Genomic DNA, 23,900 nt, shown 5'->3' with positions numbered 1-23,900 from the left:
TTTTGAAAAAAATAGTCATTTTGGGCGGCGGCTACGGCGGCGTACTCACGGCTAAGAAACTGGCAAAGAAATTTAAGAAAAACAAAGATGTTGAAATCACACTGATCGACCGGAATCCATATCACACTCTATTGACTGAGCTGCATGAGGTTGCCGCGAACCGTGCTCCAGAGGATTCAATCAAGATCGATCTAAAGAAAATCTTTGCTGGACTTAAAGTGAATGTTGTTCTTGACGAAATCAGCAATATTGATTTCAAGGGTAAGAAACTCAAATCCAATAAAACTACCTATGCGTACGATTACCTTGTAATCGGTACAGGTAGCAAACCAACCTTCTTCGGCATTCCAGGTGCAGAAGAGAATACCTTCTCCTTCTGGTCTTACGATGATGCGGTAGCATTGAAACGTCAAATCCGCGACATGTATACCAAAGCCGCTATGGAGAAAAATCCAACTGTACGCCGTGCAATGTTAACTTTCGTTATCATTGGTGCCGGCTTTACAGGTGTCGAGCTTGTTGGGGAAATGGCTGAGCAACGCGAGGAATTGTGCAAGGAGTTCTATATCGACCCATCTGAAGTAAGATTGATTGTGGCTGATATGGCTCCGAAGATTCTGCCTATCCTTCCAGATAAGCTGATTCAAAAAGCCGAAGCTCACCTTCGCAAGCTGAACGTGGAAATTGTTACAGGCGCCAAGATCACTGAAGTAGGCGAAGGTAGTGTTGCCCTTGGTGAGAAAAATGTTGTCGCTTCACAAACCATTGTTTGGACTGCAGGTGTTGAAGGTTCTGAAATCGTGGGTGGACTTGAAGTACAACAACAAGGACGCAAACGTATTGTTACGAATGAGAACCTTGAAAGTGTAGATCATAAGAACGTATATGTAGTAGGGGACAACATTTTCTTCATTCCTGAAGGTGAAACTCGTCCTGTACCACAAATGGTTGAGAATGCTGAACAAGCAGCTCCGATCGTTGCTGGTAACATTGCAGCTGACATTCAGAACACTGCTAAAAAAGCATACAAACCAGGTTTCCACGGTACCATGGTATCCATCGGTAGCCGCTACGGTGTAGCAAACGTTGGTTTGCCAGGCAAGTTCTTTATGCTTACTGGTTTTATGGCAATGTTATCCAAACACTTTATCAATATGTTCTACCTGTCTCAGGTTGTAGGCTTCAATAAGGTTTGGACTTACATGATGCATGAGTTCTTCCATGTTGAGAACCGTAAGAGCTTCTTGGGCGGACACTTCTCCAAGCGTTCACCTAACTTCTGGCTCGTTCCGCTTCGCATGCTGCTTGGTGGAATGTGGTTATATGAAGGTATAGATAAGCTACGGAAAATTTGGGTAGATCCTAACAAGATATTCCTAATTCCAGCCGCTCCTTTTGCAACGGATGCTTCATCAGCAGCCAGCGTAGCGGTGGATGCAGTTAAAACAACAGTAGATGCACAATCTGCAGCTTCAGCAGTATCCACTGCAAAAGAAGCGGTTGAAGCATTGCCAGTTCCTGGCTTCGTATATAATATTACAAACTGGTTCATGGATTTGATGTTCTACAACAACGACGGAAGTTATACTTTCCTCGCAAAATGGTTCCAAATCGGTATGGTATGTGCAGAAATCGTGTTCGGTATTATGCTCATCGTTGGTCTGTTCACAGCTATTGCTTCTATAGCGACGATAGCCATGTCCGTCATGATCTGGTCGACCAAAATGGCTTCTACAGAAATGTTATGGTATGTTGGTGCGGGTATCGCCTGCATCGGCGGATCGGGCAGCACATTTGGCCTAGATTACTATGTACTTCCTTGGCTTAAGAAACATTGGAAGAGAGTTCCGATCGTCAGACGATGGTATCTATACACCGACTGATTATAAAGCCCTGAATTCGTGTAATTTATTTTAAAGAAAATATGTAGATTGCATGTCAGTAAGCTAAATATGGATGTACTTCAGAGTAATGTGTCCCTAGGACACATTACTCTCCTTATTTACAAGAAGAAAATAATCTTCCTAATATCAGGAAATGGTCAATTTATTCTTTAATGAATGGTTTTGTAGGGATGATCAGGGGTATGGTTTCTTCCGGCAAAACCGACAAGAAGGAGAGAATCTTGTGAACAAACAACTCATAGAAGATACCCTCCGGTTGTTGCATACTGAAATGTCACCTATTGCCGGAATTGAGCTTAACCCCTCTCCGGCTGCATGTGAGCAGCTAATCTCGGTACTAGAACGCCATGATCTGGAATACAACCGCAAAGTCAATTTGCTGGGTATTTACACTATTCTCACTTTGGCAGCTGAGCGCCATATGGAATGTATCCCACATCATCCCGACCTTACACGCAACATTTTGGATGGAGATTATTTGTACAGCTTTTACCTTCAGTTTGCGGTGAAATGCCGTGAGCTCGACCTAGTTGCTTATCTAGCTCCTTCGATCAAAAAAATGCAAATTAGACGGTCAAATGGAGACTTCGCGGAACATGATCCGGCGGCTGGAATCGAACAGTTCTTGATTCAAGAGTGCAGACAGCGCAGTCGCACAAGCAAAGCCATTTGACAGGTGGGATCTATAAGATGAAGCTGCATGAGGCCTTAAACATAGACATAGATGAAATTAATCGTGAAATCGTAAATCTTGTGGCACGAGATAAGGATGTTCCTAAGAAATCACAACTCGGGCAGAGTGTTCTTGAGCTTATAAATTCTGGAGGTAAACGCCTCCGTCCTCTTATGGTCATTGTTGGCAGCCGTTTTGGCCGAAAGGATACGGGTCGAAGAGCGCTTCAATTAGCTGCTGCCGCTGAATTTATTCATGTTGCCTCATTAATTCATGATGATATCATTGACGATTCTGAGTTACGGCGGGGCAAACCCGCCCTACATACTAAGACGGGCACACTATCAGCTGTGCATATTGGCAATTATATGTCCGCTCGAGTTATCGAACTGTTAAGCAAATATACCGGAGACAAAAACAAATATGTTCATGACTTATCTTCTGTAGCTACTGCTCAGCTCTGTCTAGGTGAGTATCAGCAAATGGAACATGCTTTTGATTATGAGATTACAATGGAGCAGTATCTGGAGAAGTCCTTAAACAAAACAGCTCTTCTTATGGCCACCTGCTTACGTGTGGGTGCATTATCCACCGAAAGCTCAGAGGAAGTGGCCAACCTTCTGTATACCTTTGGCGAAGCCTTAGGCATGTCTTTTCAAATACAAGATGACCTGCTGGATTTCACGCAGTCTGAGGCTGTGCTAGGTAAGCCCGCCGGCAGCGATCTGCGTCATGGTCAGGTTACCCTGCCAGTGCTTTATGCATTACAGGATCCAAAGCTTTCGCCTGTGATTCGTTCAATCGGCCCTGATTCTTCCGATGCTGAGGTGGCACATGTGCTTGCCCTTATTAAGAGAAGCGATGCCTTAGCTCGCGCAGAACAGTTCAGCCAGAACTACCTGGATAAGGCTGGAGCGATTGTGCAGCAGCTCTCCTCCTATCCGGCGCATACCGATCTGGATACACTGCTGCAATATTTTGCCGACCGTGATCGCTAAGGACCTGCTCTCGGAGCAATCAAAAACGGATACCCCCATTTACTTGGGTTGGTATCCGTTTTTTTGTGTACTTTAGCTAAACAAGCCGAACGTAGCGCAGCGCCCGTGAGCGTGTTTAGCTCTTGGAGAATAGTCTCTTAGGATTTGACGTTACTATATAGGGAAATCCTCCCTCTAAAAACCTAAATTCGCATGGTTTATAGACCAATCAGCCAATTTAGAGGGAGACTTTCCCTATAACAAGATCTAAAGTCAATAAAGCTCGGTAATATAGGGAGGTTTTCCCTATAAGTCTGCCTTGGATTAGTTCAGCCCTCTCACACGGCTCTAGCCCCCTCGCAGATGTCCACAAAAACAAAAAAGGAAAGCCGCGTAGCCAGCTTTCCGATCCCTTTGCCTACCCTCTTTTGGGTAGGCTGTTGTCTTTTGTTGTTAGCTTGGAGGCAATGCGCCATTGGTTAGGACGGAACGGAGTGGAATTTTGGAACTGTAGAAGCGTAGCGCTCGCCTTTATTCTCGGATTTCTACCGCAGACAGCCGGTTCAAATCAAAGAAATCCGAGAATAACAGCGATCGAAAGTCCAACATTCCACGCAGTGCAGCTTCCTAACCACCGCCTTATTGCTCCCTAGCTAACATAAAAAAAATCAATCAGCGTACACAATAAAATCACTATGCTGATCACCTGATTCAAATTATAAGAAGCCACCTTCATCAGCTTACGATTCGATGGTTTTATAATCTTATGCTCGGTCATCAGGAGCAGCGTCGCAATTCCAATCCCCACCAGATAGATCCAGCCGAGATCACGCCATAAATATAGGAACAATAGCAGCATAATCATGATGAAATGTAGTCCTTTTGCAATGCGCAGCGCGTTCTCTAGTCCGAAAAAGCTAGGAATAGACCATAGACCATGCCGCCGGTCAAAGTCGATATCCTGAGTGCCGTAAATAATATCAAATCCGGCAATCCACAGCATAACAACAGTACCGATAACAAACGGTGTAAATGCGATATTTCCGGTTACAGCGAACCATGCGCCAATCGGTGCAGAAGCAATAACAAATCCTAAATATAAATGACTGAGAAAGGTAAACCGCTTCGTGTAGGAATAGGTTGATATCAATACGATAGCCACCGGTGACAAGATCAAGCAGAGCAAATTAAGCATACCTGAAGCCACAATGAAAATGGCATAGTTGACAATAACAAAGACAACAACTTCTTTTTCCGCCAGTAAGCGTTGAGGCAGATGTCGATGTGCCGTACGAGGATTCTGTTCATCGAACGTACGGTCCGCCAGCCGATTGAATGCATTGGCGCCATTACGGGCGCCTATCAATGCAATCAATCCCCAGATCATCACATGTCCTGATGGCCAGCCCCCAGCGGCCCACACCATCGAGATAATGGCAAATGGCAGCGAAAAAAGTGTATGAGAGAACATCACCAGTTCACTGAACATTTTAAGCTTTAGGCCTGCAGTTTTAAAAATGTTTAGAATAGCCATTCGTTTTCCTCTTTCTTCGCTACTTGAAATTCATCGTATTAGTCATTAAGCTCCGCAAGAACTTCGTTCAGGACGTTAAGCATCCCATCGATATCTTCTTCCGTAATAATCATCGGTGGCTGGAAGGCTAGTACATTGCGTCCTATGCCATTTTTACCGATTAGATAACCTCGGTCCTTCATCGCCTCCAGCACTTGATCTGTAAGTGCCGCTGCACCCTCAGCATCTACACCCGTTAGCTCCGCACCCAGCATTAGTCCAGTTCCCCGCACATCAACCATCAACGAAGGATAACGAGCTTGCAATGCCTTCAGACCTGCCTTCAATCGTTCTCCGAGCTGTACCGAGCGTTCAGGAAGCCGTTCATCTCGAATATAATCAAGCACAGCCAGCGCTGTTGCAGCAGATACCGGATTCCCCCCAAATGTGGAAGCTGAAGGACGGTTTAGAGCAAGGGCAATCTCATCGGTTGTAGCGAAGGCTGCAACTGGAATTCCGTTACCGAGTGCTTTGGCCATACTTATAATATCGGGTACAACGTCAAAATGCTCCATAGCAAACATTTTACCAGTACGTCCAAATCCAGTTTGGATTTCATCAGCGATTAAGAGTACACCGTATCTCTCTAACAATGCTTTTACATCACGGAAGTAGGTTCGGGTTGGCATAATCATTCCGCCGTTGCCTTGGATTGGCTCTACGATCATGGCAGCGATAGTATTCCCCTTCTCTTCAAGCACCCGCTCTAGCGATTCCAGGGATAACGATGCCGCTTCCTCCAGCGATAAATCCGGATGATAAGGGCGAGGAATAAACTCAACGTCATGATCCAAGTATTTATCGGTACGCCACATGGGCAGGCCTGTCACACTCATAGTTAGATTGGTACGGCCATGCAGGCCACTCTCCAGCGCTATAAACCCTTTACGTCCCGTATACATCCGAGCGAGCAGCAGAGCTCCCTCATTAGCCTCAGAGCCACTGTTAACAAAGAAGGTCCGTCGTAGCCCACCCGGCATAACCTCTTCCAAACGCTCTGCCAAATCTACACTCGGTTGAGTTAGATAGATGGTTGTCGTATGCTGCAGCTGCTGCAGTTGTTCAATCGTGCGTACTGTTATAGCCGGATTACAGTGACCACATGCGACTACGGATACGCCAGCGAAGAAATCCGTATAGGACTTTCCTTTTTCATCATAAACAAACTGCATTGAACCACGAACAAGCTGAGGTGCATCACGGTAAAAATGCTGTGTACAAGGATAGAAATATTGCTTACGTTTGGCTGCTACCGCTTCTCTTCCGATGAAGTCTTGTTGTTCCATGAAGGGTTCTCTCCTTTTTGTGAAAATAGTAACTTATTCATAGAGTCCTGTGCACCGCCCTATCACTAGGCGATATTTAGTTCCCATTAAAATACAATTAGTTGAACTGTAGCGAGCCCAAAGTATAACCAGCATAGACCGGCTTAAGGCCGCCCAGCATGTCATCCCCGCTATCAGATCCGTTGATTGCCTGTTGATAAGAAACAATAATTTCACGTAGCTGTTCGACGCTATAGGTTGCTCCTTCAATACGGAAGCTTGATATCCCTAGTCCACTCATCTCACTCAACAAAGGTAAATAGCAAAGCTCTTTTGCGAATAAAAGATGGCAACGGCCGTGCTGATCACGATATACCGGATTCTCGCCTTGGTCTGTCTTTAGTACCAATACATTATTGTGTACATATTGATTATCCTCTTCAGCGATAGGCTCCATTAACTCCGTATTCTCATAAAGATCATGTTCCATATACATTAGTGCAGGTGTACCATGAACAACAACTTCCAAAGGCGTTTTGCAACGAGAGGCAAAGGTAGCAAAATGCTCTAGCGTCATTTCTGGCGATACCGAAAGCTGAGTTAAACCTAAGTTAGCATATAATTGCGCTGAAAGATGATTGTATACATTTAAGTTACTGTCCCCAATTAGCGAATAACCTGTATTGTTATAACGACGAATAGCTCCTAAATTTGTAACGATAATACCGTCAATCGGCAAGCGTTCTCCGCCAAGCAATTGATCATATTGGTCAAAATGCAGCTCGGTCATCATCCGTGGTAAACCCAAGTAGATTTTGCTATCGCCCTTTAGCTCACCCAGTTCCTTGATGTCACGCTTCGTAAAAGGTTTATCTGGTTCAAATACATCCCCTGGCAAGTACAGGCTATCTACACCAAGCTCTAAGACCATCCGTGCCTGTTCCATATTATTCACACGTACAGCTAACTTAGCTTTTGTCTTTTGCGGTTGCTCGACCTCAGCTAATCTTTCCCGCAACTGCTCAACTCGTTTCTCAGACAGCTCACGCTCTGCAGTTGGTGTACTGAATACTTTTCCAGTGCTATAGAATTTACCAGTTCCTTCATAACGGCGGTTAATGTTAGTCAGTCCTGGTTTGCCGAAGGCATACGCCGTCGAAAAGTCACGTTTACGGTTGTTATGAAGCACTTTCGTATCTACCGTACGATCAAAGCCAATCGGATCATCGATATACCGGTCAATGGCTTCGCCGTAGCTATTCGCCAGCATCACCATAAACTCCTTATCCCGCATGCGGCCCTCTATTTTGAAGGAGGTAATCCCTGATTCAATCAATTCCGGAAGATGCTCATACATGAACATATCTTTTACAGCTAGGGGGTATTCGGCCGGATATACATACCCGTCTTTTTTAACCCGATAATCCCAGCGGCAAGGCTTCATACATTTCCCACGGTTACTGCTCATACCGAATACATGGGAGCTGAAATAACAATTCGCACCGTGAACGGAGCACATATCCCCGTGAATAAAATACTCCAGTTCCATCCCACTCCGCTGACCTAGCAGCTTAGCTGTCTGCAAATCCATTTCCCGCGAAGTAACTACACGACTTACACCCAGATCACGCAATGCGTAGATCATTTCCAGATTGTGAACATTCATCATGACCGAAGAGTGAATAGGAAGATTAAGCTCCATCTCGCGAATTAGCTCCAGCACTGCCATATCCTGAACAATCAAGGCATCGGGACGAGCACCATCAAGGAAACGCAAATATTCTTTAGCCTCTTCCACATCTTCTTCACTAAATAGGTTATTCACTGTGATATACACTTTTTTGTCTAGACGGTGAGCAATATCTAGTGCCTCTACGATTTCCTCATGAGACAGATTATATCCTTTACGCATCATTCTCATATTCAATACAGGTCCACCAAAATAAACTGCATCACATCGTGCCTGGATCACTTCCTTGAAAATCTCAAACGTTCCTGCGGGTGCTAATAATTCAATCTCTCTACCATTAAAATAACGTGCCATTCAAGTTCCCTCCCAAGTTGATACTCTCCATACAAGTTGTACTTTACACCAAAGCTACTGCAATCCCCATTACAATAAACATAGTAATAAAAATAGTATCGAATATGCCCCACCTTAGGCGGTGATACTGGCTACGCGGAGCATCCATACGAAAGCCACGAGCTTCCATGGAATATACCAGATCCTGCGCACGCCTAAACGCACTAGCGATAATCGGAACCAGCAAGGACACTAACATTCGTCCCTTTTCCTTTAAAGGTAGCTCCTTCAGATCAGCACCCCGTGAGGCCTGCGCTTTCATGATAATCTGCGACTCATCTAGAATCGTAGGTATGAAACGAAGGGAAATGCTGATCATCAGTGTGATACGGTCGGGCTTCAAGCCAAACTTTTTGAATGGAGCCAAAATCCCCTCCAGCCCTTGATTCAGCTTACCCGGCGTTGTGGTGAATGTAAGTAACGCCGTGAAAGTGATCAGAAAGAACATGCGGATGACCGAAAATGCGCCTAATCTTAGCCCTCCCTCATAAATGGACCACGAACCAAGCGTCAGCACCGCCTCACCCGTCTTCACAGACAGCAGCTGTACGATAAAGATAAATAGCATTAAATACCGTAAAGGCTTAGCTGCTTTCAGGAAGTATTTAAGCGGAATCCGAGTGGAAGCCATAACCGCTATTGAGAAAATAGCCAGCAGCGCCATAGCCATCCACGAACGGGAGAGCAGGATAACAGCTACGTATAATAGCATTCCGGTGATTTTGGCACGAGCATCTAGCTGATGCACCCATGAACCGGTCTCAATACTGCGCCCGATGATTAGCTTCTCATTCATGGTCATCCCTCTTTCCTTCGTGCTGCTCGCTAGAGTTGCCTGATCCAGATGGCAGCGAAGCGATTAGCTCTGCTAAGCTCTCTGCCGTTAAGCGAGGAGCTTCATCCGTAAGACCAAAGCGATCAGCTACTGCACGCCAGTAACGAAGGGACTGCGGAACCGTCAAGCCACACTGTTCCAGAATCGAAGGGTCATCAGCCAGTGCCTTTACGCTGCCTTGAAATGCCGTACTGCCCTCTTTAAGGACAAGCCAGTTGTCCGCGTAAGGCAATAACTCATCCATCCGATGCGTGACGACGATGATCGTTCTCCCCTGCTCACGGCATAAACGCTCCAGCAAGTGGATTAGTTCTGCACGGCTGATGGGATCAAGCGTAGCCGTCGGTTCATCCAGAACGATGACTTCAGGGTCCATAGCTAGTACGGAGGCGATAGCTGCCTTACGCATTTGCCCACCGCTCAATTTAAAAGGATTCCGCTCTAGCAGCGCCAGATCCAGCCCCATATCCAACATGGCCTGTCTTGCGCGTGCCTTTGCCTCTTCGAGGCTCATGCCAAAGTTAAGAGGACCGAAGATAAGATCCTTTTCGACCGTATCTTCAAACATTTGCTGCTCTGGAAATTGAAATACCAATCCGACTCTACGGCGCAGCGGCATCAGCTTAGGTGATTTCTCCCCCGCCTGGATGGTTACATCAAGTACTTTTACCGTCCCCTCCGTTGGTTTCAGTATCCCGTTAAACAACTGCAGCAGTGTCGATTTACCAGAGCCTGTCGCTCCAGCAATACCAACCATAGAGCCTGTTGGAACACTGAGGTTAATGTCGCGGAGCGCCGTCAGCTTCCATAGGCTTCGGTCAGCATAGGAATAACTTACTTGCTGTAATTCTATGGCCATAACGTGTCTATAAGCTCCTTTTCACTGGCGGGAACATCCACATGGATGCCCTGATTCTGCAGCTCACGTGTAAGACGCCAAGGATACGGCTCACACAGATGGCATTTTTGCAGAAGCTCCTCGTCCCGGAACAGCTCCGCCGGTGTAACATCAGCAGCTAAACCACCTCCATGCAGCGCAAGCACCCGATCCGATGCCAAAATCTCATCTGCATCATGCGTAATCATAAGGATCGTATACTTTCCTTCCGCTCGCATATCTTGCAAAATACCAAGAAGATCATTTCTGCTTCCTTCATCCAACATAGAAGAGGCCTCGTCAAAAATGACGATGCCTGGTTCCATAGCAAGAATGGAGGCGATAGCGACACGCTGCTTTTGGCCTCCAGACAGCTCACCTGGGTGTTTGGACAGCAGATGATTTATTCCCAGCCTCGTCGTATAAGAGTGTAGCCGCTCAGCCATCTCTGCGTACGACAAACAAAGCCCTTCCAGGCCGAATAAGATATCTTCCTCTACAGTGGCTCCAATAAACTGATTATCTGGATTTTGGAACACCATACCGATGCATTGCCGAATGCTTCCGATCGTTTCCTCACTCAGTTGCATACCACTAACCACAATCTCGCCAGCACTCTTAGGCAGCAAAGCATTTAGTAGCTTAACTAGCGTAGACTTCCCGCAGCCATTGGGACCAACCAAGCTAACCCATTGTCCCTGAGAAATAGATAACGTTATATTTTGAAGAATCGGATGCTCAGGATCATAACCAAACGATACCCCATCCAGAGAGATGATAGCTTGTCCTTCTCCCTCTAATTCTTGACCTTCATATGATTCATTCATGTTAGTCATCCTTCCGCTGATGTGACTAATCAGTCCAAAAACTCTTCAAACAACGATATTTTTGACAATGAAGCCACCAAATAACGGACTGCATAGCCCACGGCAATTCCTGTTACTACTCCAGTGATTAGCAGCATGGGAAGATAATAAAAAATACTAAGGGATGAGAATACCATAGAAGCTGCCAGCAGCTGACCGATATTATGTGCAATCCCACCAGCTATACTAATGCCGATCAAGCTTATACTCTTGCCTTTGCCACTAATCAGCATTAACACGAACATTACAACAAAGCTAAACAGCGAACCAAATAAACTGAATAGTAAGCTTGAAAAAGTACCTAGCAAAAATGCAGTAAGCAACGTTTTGAGGATGACAAGCAGGAATGCGTCCCGTCCACGTAAAAAGTAAATACAAGTCAAAATCATAATGTTAGCTAATCCTAGTTTAGCACCCGGCACCAGTCCCATTCCTGACAACGGAATCTGCGCTTCTATTAGACTAAGCACTACTGCCACTGCGGCGAAAATCGCAATAATTACCGTTCTTTTTAAAGCTGTTGCAGATTCACTACTGGACATAGGCATCTATATCATCCTCCCCCGACGCACTTGTGATTTCCACTAATACTCTATGCGGTAGACAGACAATCGTCTGTTTGGGCAGGGTAATAAAACCAAAACCTAGGCATACTTGATCTGGGCAGTCGGCATCGTACATTTCAATCCCGTAATCATGCACCTTCAAGAGGTTATAGCCACGTTCGGTACGAACCTCAATGGTTTGTTCTTCTTTTGTAAGCTTTACCGTTTTAAATAACTCGCCGTCCACCGTTACATTGGCTACGAGATTTTTACCGGCCCCACCTTTATCATCATTGTCCGAAAACCATCTCGGTGCGAGAAAAGCGAGCGCAGCAATCAACACGATGGAAATCAACCACACATCTGCGCGTTTCATAAAAATCTCCCTTATTTTTTAATTAAAATCCAGACTTATTAATTATAACGGTCTACCCTCAATCCTTCAATCAATGTTGGGGTTTAATGTAAGTTTTAGAGACCAGTTCACAAAATAGGCACGCAAAATAACCCCCACAGCCCCATTTACTCTGGCTTTCTAGCTTTTCCGAATTAATCCACAAATAATCCAGCATACGATATATTCAAATCAAACGCTCTCTCTTGCTCTGCTTGTTCCCCTTCTATATCAAACAACCCTTATCTTGGAATTCATTATTATATTTGCCTTTTAAACAATAGTGTGTTATATTTATATCGTATTTGTTTTTCGATATATTGAATATCCCCATCAAGAAGATGTCAGGCCGACTATTTTACACTTCGGCAATTTGGACACAGAGGCTTCATGTTTTCTTGCAGAAACTTTCCTTTTTATGAGACTAAATTCGAAATATAGCATTCCGATTCACACTGGCGCGGTCAATGGAGCCGCAAGGGCAAAAGAGAGGTAGGGCTTTTGTCGTATTGGAAGGATTATTCTCGCCACACGGCTGCTGGAAATAACAAGGAATTAAGACACCCGTTACTCACGAACGGCGGGGGATGAATATAACGAAAAAGCATGGCTGTACGAACCTTACATAAGGACACATGCCATGTGTGGAAAAATATAGGCGCCCGATAACCGCTACCTAGCGGATATCGGGCGCTGTCTACGTTCAGGGCATCTAATTTACATACTGATTCACAAAAGCTGTTACTACGTTTATATACCCCGTCTTATCCATGTCATAAGCTAACCCATGCCCTGCTTGCGGCACTACGAACTTCTCTTTGGGACTCTGACATGCCTCATACAATTCATTCATCATACTATACGGTACAAAGTTATCTGCATCCCCATGAATAAATAGAATCGGCACCTTCGCCTTCCGCACCTGTTTCAAGGCAGATGCTTCACTAAAACCATACCCTGCTTTCAAACGAGTAATTAGACTCGCACTTTGAATAAAAGGGAAACTTGGCAAGCGATACATACGCCGTAGTTGGTAGGCTAATTGTGCTTTAACTGAGCTGTAAGCACAGTCCGAGACAATAGCTTTGACCTGCGGCGGGAGATTTTCACCTGAGGTCATTAGCACTGTAGCACCACCCATAGAGACCCCATGAAGCACAACTTGAGCACTGGGCCCAGTCTTTTCTATTATATATTCAATCCACTGCAAATAATCCTTGCGCTCATGCCATCCAAAACCAATATAATTCCCAGCGCTTTCCCCATGTCCCCTGGCATCGGGAATCAGGATATTAAAGCCCATTCTCTCGTAATAGATTTTGGCGTACGCCCCCATATCCTTCCCTTTTCCAGAATAACCATGAGCTAGAATCGCCGTACGACCTTCAGCACGATCCGAAAGGAGCAAGTACCCTCTTAGTTGTAGCCCGTCCTCAGATGTAATCTCCACATTCTCAAAGCTCTGACTGGAGATCCAATCCTTCCCCTCACCCCAAGAAGCCCCGGCAACCGGGGGATCAACCTTCAAATCACGATTATTACTCAGGAATTCCTTCGGTGCTCGTTTAATAGCAATTCCATAAAAGAAAAAGCCCGCATAGATCAGAGCTCCTATGACGATGACAGCGCTAATGAAGAACCATACCAATTCATCTTCCCCGTCCTTTCCTCATATCCGTTGTAAATCAGTATAACATCTACTTAGAATGCGCCAAAATATAACAATCATAACAAAAGAAAACCGCCCTCGGAATATGTCCCGAAAGCGGCTTTACTATTCTTCACGGCATAACTTGTATTCAAGCTACAATCACCGTTTATTATTTCTTGCTCGAGAATCTATTTCTCATTAGCAATCCAATAAGTGCAAAACCTAGACCAGTTACATAATAAGGGACTGAACTTGATTCTCCCGTTTTTGGAAGTTCATCCACAGGTGGATTACCTAGCGGGATTGTATCATCCACTACAGCAATATCCTCTGGTGACGGCGTTGGTGTTACTGTCAATACTGGTCCTAATGGAATCTCCTCCTCATCAACAAGTACCTCTGTATTGCTCGACGGTGTTGGTGTTGGTACTGGTGCTGGAGTCGACGAAGCTACAGGACCCAGCGGCACAGGATCATCATTAACAACGATAGTACCAATTACAAATGATGGTGTTGGTGTCGGGAACACAGGAGGCTCCGGCGTTGGCGTCGGTGTTGGCGTTACTTCTGACGACGGCGTCGGTGTTGGCGTTACTTCTGACGACGGTATCGGTGTTGGTGTTACTTCCGACGACGATGTCGGTGTTGGCGTCACTTCCGACGACGGTGTCGGTGTTGGCGTCACTTCCGACGACGGTGTCGGTGTTGGCGTTACTTCCGGCGACGGTGTCGGCGTTGGTGTCACGGTCGGCGTTGGTGTTGGCGTCACGGTCGGCGTTGGTGTTGGTGTCACGGTCGGCGTTGGTGTTGGCGTCACGGTCGGCGTTGGTGTTGGCGTCACGGTCGGCGTTGGTGTTGGTGTCACGATCGGCGTTGGTGTTGGCGTCACGGTCGGCGTTGGTGTTGGCGTCACGGTCGGCGTTGGTGTTGGCGTCACGGTCGGCGTTGGTGTTGGCGTCACGATCGGCGTTGGTGTTGGTTTTGGTGTGTGTGTTGGCTTTGGTGTGTGCGTTGGCTTCGGTGTCGGTGTTGGCTTTGGTGTGTGCGTTGGCTTCGGTGTCGGTGTTGGCTTTGGTGTGTGTGTCGGCTTCGGTGTCGGTGTTGGCTTTGGTGTGTGTGTTGGCTTCGGTGTCGGTGTCACGCACGGCGTAGGCGTCACGGTCGGCGTCGGTGTTGGTGTCACGGTCGGCGTCGGTGTTGGCGTCACGGTCGGCGTCGGTGTTGGCGTCACGGTCGGCGTTGGTGTTGGCGTCACGGTCGGCGTTGGCGTTGGCGTCACGGTCGGCGTTGGTGTTGGCGTCACGGTCGGCGTCGGTGTTGGTGTTACGGTTGGTGTCGGTGTTGGTGCCACGGTCGGCGTTGGTGTCGGAGGTGGTTCTTCCCCTCCATATGGATACCAATGCATCTGCACCCCACCAGCAAATCCCTTTGCAATCAGCGTCCCATGCAGTTCACCGGAATTATAAGTTACTTTTGCAAGCGGAGCTAGGATAGTTCCTTCTATTGTTAAACTTCCAATGTCAACAGTGCTAGCTTCATAAAAATTAAATAATACCTTGTTAGGGCTACCTCCCCAGATTTGAAAGCTTGGAATGTTAACTGAACTTCCGCTAACGTTAATGATAACTGTGGCGCTATTTGCAATATTAAACTGTAAGCCATTAGCACCAGCGAAATCGGCAGCACTAAGATTAAGAACGTTAAATGGTTCCGGAGCATCAATCGTTATTTTCCCATATTCCTTTTTGAAAGTTCCTATTGTAGCAAGCGAAGAGAATTCATTAGAACGTCCAATAAGAAATTGCTCTTCAGCATCAAAATCAATAGGAGTCCCTTTTCTCGCTGGTTCTTTAAGATCTACACCGTTGCTGGAAAAAACACCACCATAAACGGATGCTCCATGAACAGTCCCATTAGTAAAACTGATGTCATTACCAGCGATAAGAACATCTCCGCCTGGATTATCCTTGGATACGCCGTAATTCTGCAAAGTAATATTACCTTTGGCCGCAAGGCGCCCATGAACCTGATCATTAAATTGTTTGAAATCCCCAAAAATAAAAGTATTAAAATTCCCTGCAATACCTAACACAGGTGTAGGAGTATAGGGAAGCACCTCCCCAGCCGCATTTACCAAATGACCTCCAGAAAGACCACTACCTACTATCAAAATCCCCGCTAATATTAGTGCTAGCAGCGGTTTCATTCTTCTTTTCAAAAAGCACACCTCCTAAATCTATGATTTATATTTAATCAGAATAATTACCAGAAACTCTAAAAGACCTAACAACAAAAAAGACCGCCAAAAAAGAAGTGGAATTCCCTTCTCATGGCAGTCGGACGGTCATAGCGCATTTAAGACACTTTAGACTCCTGGACTTTGCGTCCCACCCTTTCAGGCGGTTTGCTATTATCATGATAATATATGTATTGACTTGCAGATTAGAACTAGCATTTTAAGCATCCTATTAAATAATAGTCTATGACTTTTAATACTTTTGAACTAATAATAGTTTAGCGCTCCATCCCCACAATTGTCAATCAATTCCTTTTGATATTCATACGCGTAAGCAAGCACAAAAAAAGCGCCTAAAGGCGCTTCACACAAAGGTTTTCCTTCAATTTTAAAGTAACTTTATATAGCCTAATATCGCTATCCATAATGGAATACTTAGAATCAAACCAAATACCATTCCACGGCGGAGACTTCCTTCCTCATTCATCCTAATTCTCCCTTTATATAAGTCTGAAGCATTATTTTTTATTATTACAATTTTAATATATTTTATTCTTTCTAATTTAGTTGTGAATTCAATCACATTGGACTAGCTGTTTAGAAATACCATTGATTATTTTTGGAATATCGGGGTAGAATACGAATATACGTTCCCATTAGAGGTGATGATATTCATGAATAGAGCTGAAAGCAGGGACAACATGCTGGTGAAATCTTATTTATTGCTTCCGATGATTTTATCAGCTTTCGAACGGGACTCCGCCATTCTATCTGCACATTTACGAACACCCACCCCCTATCTGGAGGTTCTTGAAACAGCCGCAGCAGTTGCTACAACAGATCTAAGAGATGTTCGTTCAGAGATGAGAAAACGGGGAATCAAGGTTTATGAGCAGAACAAACTTAACACGGGGATAGAAGCCAAATTTATATGTCGTGGATACCATGAACGAATGCTGCTGTTAAACGACATTGTCGCTGCCCAAGCTGCCATTCATATGCGCAGATATCTCGGTCTGGATATTTCATCTTTTAAGAGCTATGAAGAGCAATATCAGATTAAGTGAAGTAGCGAAGAAGTTGCCCCCCCCTCCCCCATTTAATTAGCGAACAAAAAAATAGGCCTTACCATGGGAGTTGGCAAGACCTGAGAGATTTATACCACAAAACACTGGGGGGTGTTTGGTGTCTTCAATATATACCTTGAACCTGAAAATAAGATGATGCTCACATGAAAATTACATTAAAAACTTCAATTCGTCGCTTAGGCTATCCGCTTGGTACTTTTGATTTCCAACCAAAGAGGCCCGCTTCGCCGACAGAGAAAATCGACCGATTGATAGTTAGCCACGAGTGCTTTGAACAAATTGTTTCAAAATGATATAGTGAATTCGTTCTCACAGGATGACTTGATAGCAGGTTGTAAAACATAATAAAGTCGGGACCTGAGTACAGAGCGACAACAGGCGTTTGCCTTTTCGTTGAATATTTTCTGAAGGAGGGTAATAGCCCATGAGTGATGAAATCTGTATACCGCCTGGCATTCAACAGAAGGACACTAGCTTTGGCTACACCTTGTCTATTATTAGTGGTAAATATAAAATGACTATTCTCTACTATCTCTCTGAAAACAAGATCGTGCGGTTCAATGAACTGCAACGGGGTATCGGTACAATACCTTTTAAGACATTAAGCGTTATGTTGAAAGAACTGGAAGCCGACTGTCTCGTCAGGCGCGAGGAATTCCCCCAGATTCCCCCTAAAGTTGAGTATTCCTTGACCGAGAAGGGCCAATCGCTTATTCCGGTGCTGGATATGATGTGCACTTGGGGAGAGAAAAACTTCGTTCCAGCCGCGCAAGAGATAACCATACCTTTTACGATTTAACGACAACTTATGACAAAAGCAGCATTTCCATTAATGAAAATGCTGCTTTTTGCTTCAAATCTAATTACATATTTTCGATAAATTCAACATAGCCTTGCGAACTGATATCCAATTTCTTTAAGTAATCCGTACTTCCTACCGTCTCAGATTCCGTGCCATAAATGGCATAGAAGGAACGATAATCAGCGTTGCAGTACAAAAAAGTCGTGTCAAAGGGAGATAAAATACGGTCAAGCCCGTAGCCGAGTTTACCTTCTTCACTAAAGTCTTTTGCACTTCCTCCGGCAGTTACAGCTAATGCGATTTTTCGATTTCTTAATTTATCACTCTTCGAACCATATGCCCATCCGTAAGTAAATACTTCGTCCAACCACTTTTTAAGCAGAGGTGGACTACTAAACCAGTAGACAGGGAATTGTAAGACGAGCTTATCATGCGCTTCAATCAGTTGTTGTTCCTTTTCCACGTTGATTTTTTCATCGGGATAGGCTTTGTACAGCTCGTGCACCGTATATTTGTCTGGATATTTACGGAGTTCTTCGATCCAGCGTTTATTAACGACGGATGTTTCGATGTTTGGGTGCGTGACGACAATAAGTGTTTTCAATGGTGTATCCTCCATGTTTGAATCAGATTTAGGACTTGAGTATACCTCCCACCATGCCATCGCGTAAGTATGCACTTTTAGTTCACGTACTTACCTAAAGGTAAGCACTGCAACCTGCCTGCACGTATGATTGATGTATAGTCTTCGGGGCGAATCTCGTCTTCGGTGTACACCAAATATCACACAAGAGAGACTGTGTCATTCCGCCATTTTACTTGAGTAAAGGTTAGACGGATGTAACGTTATGTGTATGAACTCTATATCACTGATAAAAAAATTTGCCTGAACGCAAAGAAATACCCCACCATTACTGGCAGGGTACGGTACTTCCGCATAATTTCAACATAATCCATTTGGGATACTCGACTACCACTTAAGGTTGACAGGGTGCGTCTTTGATTATGTATGAAAAAAATCCACCAGCATGAGTACTGGCGGATTTAATAAGGTGCAGCTATATTGGGAGGTTTGAAACTTAAATAAACAAAGTCTTAGAGATGATTACCAACAAGATAAACAGAACCAGAATTGCGGCGGTAGAAGTAAAGCCACCATATCCTCCTGCGAATTCGCCCATTTTAACTCCTCCTTTGTAATTGAATACAATTTAAAATATACAAGCTTTTGTAATGATGACCAGTAGGATAAAGAGCACTAAGATTGCCCCTGTGGATGTAAAGGCTCCACCAACAAAACGTTCAGGTTCACGTTCACGTTCACGTTCACCAACGCCGCAACAACGTTCTCCACGTACTTCGCCCATTTGTCAATTCCTCCTTTTTAATTGGATACAAAACTAAGATATGCGGGATTTGTATCGGTGCTTGGGTAAAAAAGAAACGAAAATAGTAGGCCTGTTGCGGGATCCGACATTTCGTAAAAAACAAAAAAATACCCACCAGCCGAAGCCAGTGGGCGGTTTTTCCCGGTTTTATGATTTTTTTAAATAAGGGCTATAGCCAGCAGAGTGAACAAACTCAAGGTTAAGATGTCATTTGTAGCAAAAGGATTACCAAAAAAAGCTGAAGTGTGCACAGATCCGTTATGTTCCGTTCTTAAGTAAACATTATTTCTGTCCACATTTGTAATTACGCCTACGTGCTGTCTACCATCTTTAGTCAGAATCCGCACTCTTCTATTCATGTAGCGCAAGCAGCTGCAATAAGCATCCATCAGGAAACTCCCCCTCGCTCGTATTACTTTATTTTATGATAAGAGGTTACGCCGGTAACGGCCAGCAGCGCCCAAAACTTCCGGCTCGACAAATTAACTTTCCAGTTCACATTGTAAGGTTAACTGTCTTACTTGCTCTTTCTTGCCGTTTACGAGTACTACCACTTTATTGTCATTGTTGCCCTGATTCGCTGTTTCCTTCTTTTTCAGCCCTAGGTACTTTGCAATCCCGATCACATGGCTATCAATGATTGCTTGGATAACCACATCTTTTTTGAGTTTGGCAGCGTCGGTTGCCACATCCAAAAATAAATTCTCCGTGAGTACTGCAGGCATGTTGCTCTCACGCACCACGTGCAGGTTTTTTGCCTTTTGGCCCCGGTCGTTGGGGACTCCATTACAAGCGGAAAAGACACTCTTTCGGTAGAAGAATGGTAGAAGAAACAAAAAAGCGCGACTCCCCAAACTTCAAGAATCCGCGCCAAATATGGTTTTTTGGGATGCTGGTGAAGGGAATTGAACCCCCGGCCTACGCATTACGAGTGCGTTGCTCTACCCCTGAGCTACACCAGCTTAAGGCCGATTTTTCTGTCAAACAAAAAATATTATACAACTTTCAGCCAGAAACGCAAGCCTATTTCTCCCTATTTCCCTACTCTCCCGAACTGCTATTCCACCTGTAGTTTACGCTCCACAGACTCCAGCTTTCCACGGCTAGTGGAGGGTTTATCGCGGCGGTCGTCTATTTTAAGTGAGGTAGAGACACGCTCTGCACCTGCGGCAAAAGGAGACTCGTGCAGTGCTTCGACTGCAGCAAAAATACGCTGAAGAGGCCCTTCGATGATTGTACCCATGGATGTAAGCTCATAAGTAATCCCTTCTACCGTCTTCAGCACTCGCTGCATATCCGCAACATAGCTGCTAAGGCTCGTACTACCTGTTCCAATCGGAATAACGGTTACTTCAGCAATAGGCATGGGAATACCTCCTCGGAATTTTAAAGTATGTGTCTCCTTCTATTGTAACAACACCACCGCTCTCCCACAAATGATCTCAGCTTTATTATGCCCCTTCTTCTTTCCCCAAAATTCTCCGAAATATGACTTTCGCCACAAGTATTTTTTCTAACATGAATTCTAGGGTCATCTGCACTACATTTATGGACTCTTTGTGGCATCTTTTCGGACAATTTATGAATCATTTTTTATATGCCTGTGGATCAATTGTGGATTACTTATGGACAGCCTGTGGATCATTTGTGGAGTACTTTTGAAGAACCCGCTCCCCGCGCGGGTTTTCTAAAAAACTGTTTACAAACACAACATCTTGGGTTATTTTTATCTAACGACAACAAAATATAGTGGAGACAGGCGCTTTGATCCTTTATCGGAATTAGAGCTTAATAGGGAAGTACGGTGAAAATCCGCTGCGGTCCCGCCACTGTAACCGGATGCCCCTTACAAGCTTTTAGAAGCTTAAGATGGGCAGATCTCCTGGCAGAAGCCACTGAGGGGTAAGAGCCCCCTTGGGAAGGCGCTGAGAGGTCCTACGGAAGCCAGGAGACCTGCCTGTTTCGACGACACCAACTATGAGTGCCTGCGAGGAACAGGAACGGTGTCCGCATGCGGTCATCTTCTTAGAGGCCACTACAAATATCTGTGTGGATATTTACATAACGCATCGGGCATTTTCTGCCATCCTCGCTAGAGGATGCTTTTTTTATGAGATCACAATGAATATACGGCCGCTTATGCGGCCCCACTTCTTAATGATAGGACGATAGACTGAGAGGAGAGCTATACAATGACGTTGTTGGAGAGACAATTTAACGGTACAACAAATGCACGAGAAGTTCTTTTAGAAGAGCTCATTGATTTAGGACGCGATATTATCGACAGCCGGGATTTGGACCTGCTGCGCGAGAATGCCAATTTGAACGGAGAGAGTTTCTCCGGTAAAATGAGCAAGTTCGGCAGTGAATATTCAAAATGGTACGCCCGCAACTTTACGATGCCGCCGCAGCTAGTGCAAGCCATTGATGACAATGTCGTCTATGTGCATGATCTGGATCAATACGCAATCGGAACGACTAACTGCATTTTTATCCCGTTTGATAAGCTTCTCCGCGAAGGCTTCAACACCGGCAACGGCAGTGTTCGTCCTCCGAACTCCATAATGACAGCTATGTCACTGGTAGCAATTATTTTTCAATCCCAGCAAAATGCTCAATATGGCGGCGTATCCGCCAATAAGCTCGACTATGATCTGGCACCTTATGTAACCAAATCCTTCGCTAAGCTGTTCCGCAAGGGTCTGGATTATTTTGATGAGGGACAAGCTAATGATTCTTTGGGCGAGATTACAATGAGCCGGACCGATCTGGCGGAGTTATATCCAAAAGCATTTCGTTTTGCACTAAAGGAAACCGAAATCGAAACCCTGCAAGCGGCTGAAAGTATGGTACATAATCTCAACACCATGTCCAGCCGATCCGGTGGGCAAATTCCGTTTACCAGCATCAATTATGGTACTTGTACTTCACCAGAAGGTCAGCTTGTGATCAGCTCCCTGCTAACAGCAACGATGAACGGACTTGGCAGCGGAGAAACACCTGTGTTCCCGATTCAAATCTTCAAATGCAAGCAAGGAGTCAATCAACAGCAAGGCGATCCTAACTATGAATTGTTCTTAAAAGCGGCGGAATGTTCTGCACGCAGACTATATCCGAACTTCGCTAATCTGGACGCTCCGCTAAACTTGCAGTATTATGATCCAAGTGATCCTGATACGGAATTTGCTACAATGGGCTGCCGCACCCGAGTGCTCGGTGACCGTTTTGGGCGTAATCATTGCTCCGGGAAGGGCAACCTTTCCTTTAATACACTGAATCTGGTTCGGCTCGGTCTAGCACACGGCACAGTAACAGGCCGACGTACCGTCGCAGACGAAGCTGGCTTCTATGAGGATCTAAATCACTATATGGATATTGCGCTGGAAGGACTTCTTCATCGGTTCCACATCCAAAGCGCGCAAAAAGCTAAAGCATCCGATTTCATGATGCGAGAAGGCGTCTGGGAAGGCGGCGAAAATCTCGCTCCTGAAGACTCTGTAGGCGAACTGCTGAAGCATGGTAGTCTGTCGCTTGGCTTCATCGGTATGGCGGAATGCATGAAAGCCATGTACGGCAAACACCATGGCGAGGATATGGAAGTCCATGCCAAGGCTGTGGCTATCGTGCGTCACATGCGGGAGTATTGCGACCTTAAAAGTGAGGAACTTAATCTCAACATTACCTTGTTCGCAACACCAGCAGAGGGCCTGTCCGGCAAATTCACCAAGATTGATCGCAAGGTACTGGGTTCTATTCCGGGCGTAACTGACCGTGAGTATTATACGAACTCTTTCCACATCCCTGTATACTACGATCTAGGTGCTGCTCAGAAGATCAGCTTGGAAGCTCCTTTCCATGAATACTGCAATGCCGGGGCTATTTCTTATGTCGAATTAAATGGCAATGCCCGCAGCAATCCATCTGCTTTTATCAAAATCATTAAATATGCACTAGAACAACAGGTCAGCTACTTCAGCATTAACCATCCGATTGACCGCTGCTCCAGCTGCGGATACGAAGGCGTAATTGGGACAAACTGTCCTTCCTGCAACGCACATGAGAATGACGTGCACATCCGTCGTTTGCGCAGAGTTACAGGTTATTTAACTGGCGACTATCAGACCCGCTTCAATGCCGCCAAACAAGCCGAAGTACGGGATCGCGTTAAGCATCTATGAATATTTGCGGATACTATCCGGAGTCGATTAACGAGGGAGAGGGCATGCGGGCCGTCCTCTTCATCAGCGGCTGCCGTCATCGTTGCCCGGGATGCTTTAATCCCGAGACATGGAACTTTAAATATGGAGAAGTCTTCACCTTAGAACGTCAACATGAAATCATTGCAGAAATCGCCGCTAACCCTTTGCTGGATGGTCTAACACTGGCAGGCGGCGATCCTTTTTTCTCGGCAGAAGAGGTACTTGGGTTCATTCATGAGCTTCGCGCCGTGCTCCCTGGCTTCCCCATTTGGATTTACAGTGGTTATACGTATGAGGAACTAACCGCCCTTCCCGGTTCGCCGGAGTGGAATCTACTTACACAGTGTCAGGTATTAATAGATGGACGTTTTATAGAAGAATTGAAAGACACTACACTTCCTTACCGAGGAAGCTCTAACCAACGCATAATCGACATTCCGGCCAGTACGAACGGCTCGGAGGTCTTTCTGTGGCAGCCTACTGCGCTATAATATATCAATTTTTGATATTCAAAATTAATCCAAAATAAGAAGGGATGAAATAA

23 protein-coding genes, 1 tRNA gene and 2 riboswitches are annotated in these 23,900 nt (G+C 45.2%); of the genes, 7 read left to right on the top strand and 17 right to left on the bottom strand.

Annotation, left to right across the window (positions count from 1 at the left end; all coding sequences use genetic code 11):
- The first annotated feature begins 2 nt into the window (after positions 1-2).
- The 3 genes from MKY99_RS02530 (at position 3) to MKY99_RS02520 (ending at position 3,575) form a co-directional block, all read left to right on the top strand.
- Positions 3-1,883: an FAD-dependent oxidoreductase gene (locus MKY99_RS02530; RefSeq protein WP_042184509.1), complete on the top strand. Its 1,881-nt coding sequence runs from the start codon at positions 3-5 to the stop codon at positions 1,881-1,883.
- A 244-nt stretch (positions 1,884-2,127) separates the two neighbouring features.
- Positions 2,128-2,577: a hypothetical protein gene (locus tag MKY99_RS02525; protein WP_042184507.1), complete on the top strand. Its 450-nt coding sequence runs from the start codon at positions 2,128-2,130 to the stop codon at positions 2,575-2,577.
- A gap of 17 nt (positions 2,578-2,594) precedes the next feature.
- On the top strand, positions 2,595-3,575 hold the full coding sequence (locus MKY99_RS02520) for a polyprenyl synthetase family protein (protein ID WP_339268477.1): 981 nt from the start codon (positions 2,595-2,597) through the stop codon (positions 3,573-3,575).
- Between the two features lie 628 nt (positions 3,576-4,203).
- Here MKY99_RS02520 and MKY99_RS02515 read toward each other — a convergent pair.
- From MKY99_RS02515 to MKY99_RS02470, 10 genes are all read right to left on the bottom strand, one after another.
- Complete coding sequence (locus MKY99_RS02515) at positions 4,204-5,088, bottom strand: UbiA-like polyprenyltransferase (protein ID WP_339268475.1); 885 nt, start codon at positions 5,086-5,088, stop codon at positions 4,204-4,206.
- Positions 5,089-5,126: 38 nt separating this feature from the next.
- Positions 5,127-6,413, bottom strand: coding sequence for an aspartate aminotransferase family protein (locus MKY99_RS02510; RefSeq protein ID WP_339268474.1), 1,287 nt, complete (start codon positions 6,411-6,413; stop codon positions 5,127-5,129).
- Between the two features lie 97 nt (positions 6,414-6,510).
- The gene (locus MKY99_RS02505; protein WP_339268473.1) at positions 6,511-8,436 is read right to left on the bottom strand and encodes a U32 family peptidase; all 1,926 of its coding nucleotides are present in this window, start codon (positions 8,434-8,436) and stop codon (positions 6,511-6,513) included.
- A gap of 43 nt (positions 8,437-8,479) precedes the next feature.
- Positions 8,480-9,271 (bottom strand): energy-coupling factor transporter transmembrane component T, encoded by a 792-nt coding sequence (locus tag MKY99_RS02500; protein WP_339268472.1) that lies wholly within the window; start codon positions 9,269-9,271, stop codon positions 8,480-8,482.
- Positions 9,264-10,169 carry an ATP-binding cassette domain-containing protein gene (locus tag MKY99_RS02495; RefSeq protein WP_339268470.1) on the bottom strand — a complete coding sequence of 302 codons (906 nt, stop codon included), beginning with the start codon at positions 10,167-10,169 and terminating at the stop codon, positions 9,264-9,266. The genes MKY99_RS02500 and MKY99_RS02495 overlap by 8 nt, the downstream gene beginning before the upstream one ends.
- The gene (locus MKY99_RS02490; RefSeq protein ID WP_076285945.1) at positions 10,160-11,014 is read right to left on the bottom strand and encodes an ATP-binding cassette domain-containing protein; all 855 of its coding nucleotides are present in this window, start codon (positions 11,012-11,014) and stop codon (positions 10,160-10,162) included. The genes MKY99_RS02495 and MKY99_RS02490 overlap by 10 nt, the downstream gene beginning before the upstream one ends.
- Positions 11,015-11,043: 29 nt before the next feature.
- A complete protein-coding gene (locus MKY99_RS02485) occupies positions 11,044-11,601 on the bottom strand; it encodes a Gx transporter family protein (protein WP_042123757.1) in 558 nt (185 codons plus the stop codon).
- A complete protein-coding gene (locus tag MKY99_RS02480; protein WP_042184493.1) occupies positions 11,585-11,974 on the bottom strand; it encodes a NusG domain II-containing protein in 390 nt (129 codons plus the stop codon). The genes MKY99_RS02485 and MKY99_RS02480 overlap by 17 nt, the downstream gene beginning before the upstream one ends.
- A gap of 730 nt (positions 11,975-12,704) precedes the next feature.
- On the bottom strand, positions 12,705-13,640 hold the full coding sequence (locus MKY99_RS02475; RefSeq protein WP_339268467.1) for an alpha/beta hydrolase: 936 nt from the start codon (positions 13,638-13,640) through the stop codon (positions 12,705-12,707).
- A gap of 172 nt (positions 13,641-13,812) precedes the next feature.
- Positions 13,813-15,861, bottom strand: a complete 2,049-nt coding sequence (locus tag MKY99_RS02470; RefSeq protein ID WP_339268465.1) for a collagen-binding domain-containing protein — start codon at positions 15,859-15,861, stop codon at positions 13,813-13,815.
- A 110-nt stretch (positions 15,862-15,971) separates the two neighbouring features.
- Positions 15,972-16,062, bottom strand: a riboswitch (cyclic di-GMP riboswitch).
- A 491-nt stretch (positions 16,063-16,553) separates the two neighbouring features.
- Here MKY99_RS02470 and MKY99_RS02465 point away from each other — a divergent pair.
- Together MKY99_RS02465 and MKY99_RS02460 are read left to right on the top strand one after the other, a co-directional pair.
- On the top strand, positions 16,554-16,946 hold the full coding sequence (locus MKY99_RS02465; protein ID WP_339268463.1) for a hypothetical protein: 393 nt from the start codon (positions 16,554-16,556) through the stop codon (positions 16,944-16,946).
- 445 nt (positions 16,947-17,391) lie between these two features.
- Positions 17,392-17,766, top strand: coding sequence for a helix-turn-helix domain-containing protein (locus tag MKY99_RS02460; RefSeq protein WP_042184482.1), 375 nt, complete (start codon positions 17,392-17,394; stop codon positions 17,764-17,766).
- A 64-nt stretch (positions 17,767-17,830) separates the two neighbouring features.
- Here the strand turns inward: MKY99_RS02460 and MKY99_RS02455 are convergent, their stop codons facing one another.
- From MKY99_RS02455 to MKY99_RS02425, 7 genes are all read right to left on the bottom strand, one after another.
- On the bottom strand, positions 17,831-18,373 hold the full coding sequence (locus MKY99_RS02455) for an NAD(P)H-dependent oxidoreductase (RefSeq protein WP_339268460.1): 543 nt from the start codon (positions 18,371-18,373) through the stop codon (positions 17,831-17,833).
- 475 nt (positions 18,374-18,848) lie between these two features.
- Positions 18,849-18,950 carry a sporulation protein YjcZ gene (locus tag MKY99_RS02450; protein WP_197071258.1) on the bottom strand — a complete coding sequence of 34 codons (102 nt, stop codon included), beginning with the start codon at positions 18,948-18,950 and terminating at the stop codon, positions 18,849-18,851.
- 30 nt (positions 18,951-18,980) lie between these two features.
- A complete protein-coding gene (locus MKY99_RS02445) occupies positions 18,981-19,136 on the bottom strand; it encodes a hypothetical protein (protein WP_197071257.1) in 156 nt (51 codons plus the stop codon).
- 179 nt (positions 19,137-19,315) lie between these two features.
- Complete coding sequence (locus MKY99_RS02440) at positions 19,316-19,546, bottom strand: hypothetical protein (protein ID WP_042184478.1); 231 nt, start codon at positions 19,544-19,546, stop codon at positions 19,316-19,318.
- 93 nt (positions 19,547-19,639) lie between these two features.
- Entirely contained in the window at positions 19,640-19,993 is a 354-nt protein-coding gene (locus MKY99_RS02435; protein WP_339268457.1) for an N-acetylmuramoyl-L-alanine amidase, read from the bottom strand.
- A gap of 54 nt (positions 19,994-20,047) precedes the next feature.
- Positions 20,048-20,119 (bottom strand) — tRNA-Thr (locus tag MKY99_RS02430).
- Positions 20,120-20,214: 95 nt separating this feature from the next.
- Positions 20,215-20,523, bottom strand: coding sequence for an MTH1187 family thiamine-binding protein (locus tag MKY99_RS02425; RefSeq protein ID WP_076285946.1), 309 nt, complete (start codon positions 20,521-20,523; stop codon positions 20,215-20,217).
- Between the two features lie 374 nt (positions 20,524-20,897).
- Positions 20,898-21,133, top strand: a riboswitch (cobalamin riboswitch).
- Between the two features lie 216 nt (positions 21,134-21,349).
- Between MKY99_RS02425 and MKY99_RS02420 the strand changes: the two genes are divergently transcribed.
- Positions 21,350-23,335, top strand: coding sequence for an anaerobic ribonucleoside triphosphate reductase (locus MKY99_RS02420; RefSeq protein WP_076285947.1), 1,986 nt, complete (start codon positions 21,350-21,352; stop codon positions 23,333-23,335).
- Positions 23,332-23,847: an anaerobic ribonucleoside-triphosphate reductase activating protein gene (nrdG, locus tag MKY99_RS02415; protein WP_076285948.1), complete on the top strand. Its 516-nt coding sequence runs from the start codon at positions 23,332-23,334 to the stop codon at positions 23,845-23,847. The genes MKY99_RS02420 and nrdG overlap by 4 nt, the downstream gene beginning before the upstream one ends.
- The last annotated feature ends 53 nt before the right edge of the window (positions 23,848-23,900 follow it).

The organism is Paenibacillus sp. FSL R5-0470 (genome assembly GCF_037975205.1).
Classification (GTDB): domain Bacteria; phylum Bacillota; class Bacilli; order Paenibacillales; family Paenibacillaceae; genus Paenibacillus_AQ.
This window is presented reverse-complemented; position numbering and strand designations above follow the sequence as displayed.

Coding starts and splice junctions, on each gene's coding strand:
- MKY99_RS02480 (WP_042184493.1), bottom strand. CDS start 11,974: ATGAAACGCGCAGATGTGTGGTTGATTTCCATCGTGTTGATTGCTGCG.
- nrdG (WP_076285948.1), top strand. CDS start 23,332: ATGAATATTTGCGGATACTATCCGGAGTCGATTAACGAGGGAGAGGGC.
- MKY99_RS02500 (WP_339268472.1), bottom strand. CDS start 9,271: ATGAATGAGAAGCTAATCATCGGGCGCAGTATTGAGACCGGTTCATGG.
- MKY99_RS02490 (WP_076285945.1), bottom strand. CDS start 11,014: ATGAATGAATCATATGAAGGTCAAGAATTAGAGGGAGAAGGACAAGCT.
- MKY99_RS02465 (WP_339268463.1), top strand. CDS start 16,554: ATGAATAGAGCTGAAAGCAGGGACAACATGCTGGTGAAATCTTATTTA.
- MKY99_RS02515 (WP_339268475.1), bottom strand. CDS start 5,088: ATGGCTATTCTAAACATTTTTAAAACTGCAGGCCTAAAGCTTAAAATG.
- MKY99_RS02420 (WP_076285947.1), top strand. CDS start 21,350: ATGACGTTGTTGGAGAGACAATTTAACGGTACAACAAATGCACGAGAA.
- MKY99_RS02520 (WP_339268477.1), top strand. CDS start 2,595: ATGAAGCTGCATGAGGCCTTAAACATAGACATAGATGAAATTAATCGT.
- MKY99_RS02510 (WP_339268474.1), bottom strand. CDS start 6,413: ATGGAACAACAAGACTTCATCGGAAGAGAAGCGGTAGCAGCCAAACGT.
- MKY99_RS02505 (WP_339268473.1), bottom strand. CDS start 8,436: ATGGCACGTTATTTTAATGGTAGAGAGATTGAATTATTAGCACCCGCA.
- MKY99_RS02460 (WP_042184482.1), top strand. CDS start 17,392: ATGAGTGATGAAATCTGTATACCGCCTGGCATTCAACAGAAGGACACT.
- MKY99_RS02425 (WP_076285946.1), bottom strand. CDS start 20,523: ATGCCTATTGCTGAAGTAACCGTTATTCCGATTGGAACAGGTAGTACG.
- MKY99_RS02445 (WP_197071257.1), bottom strand. CDS start 19,136: ATGGGCGAAGTACGTGGAGAACGTTGTTGCGGCGTTGGTGAACGTGAA.
- MKY99_RS02440 (WP_042184478.1), bottom strand. CDS start 19,546: ATGGATGCTTATTGCAGCTGCTTGCGCTACATGAATAGAAGAGTGCGG.
- MKY99_RS02450 (WP_197071258.1), bottom strand. CDS start 18,950: ATGGGCGAATTCGCAGGAGGATATGGTGGCTTTACTTCTACCGCCGCA.
- MKY99_RS02495 (WP_339268470.1), bottom strand. CDS start 10,169: ATGGCCATAGAATTACAGCAAGTAAGTTATTCCTATGCTGACCGAAGC.
- MKY99_RS02485 (WP_042123757.1), bottom strand. CDS start 11,601: ATGCCTATGTCCAGTAGTGAATCTGCAACAGCTTTAAAAAGAACGGTA.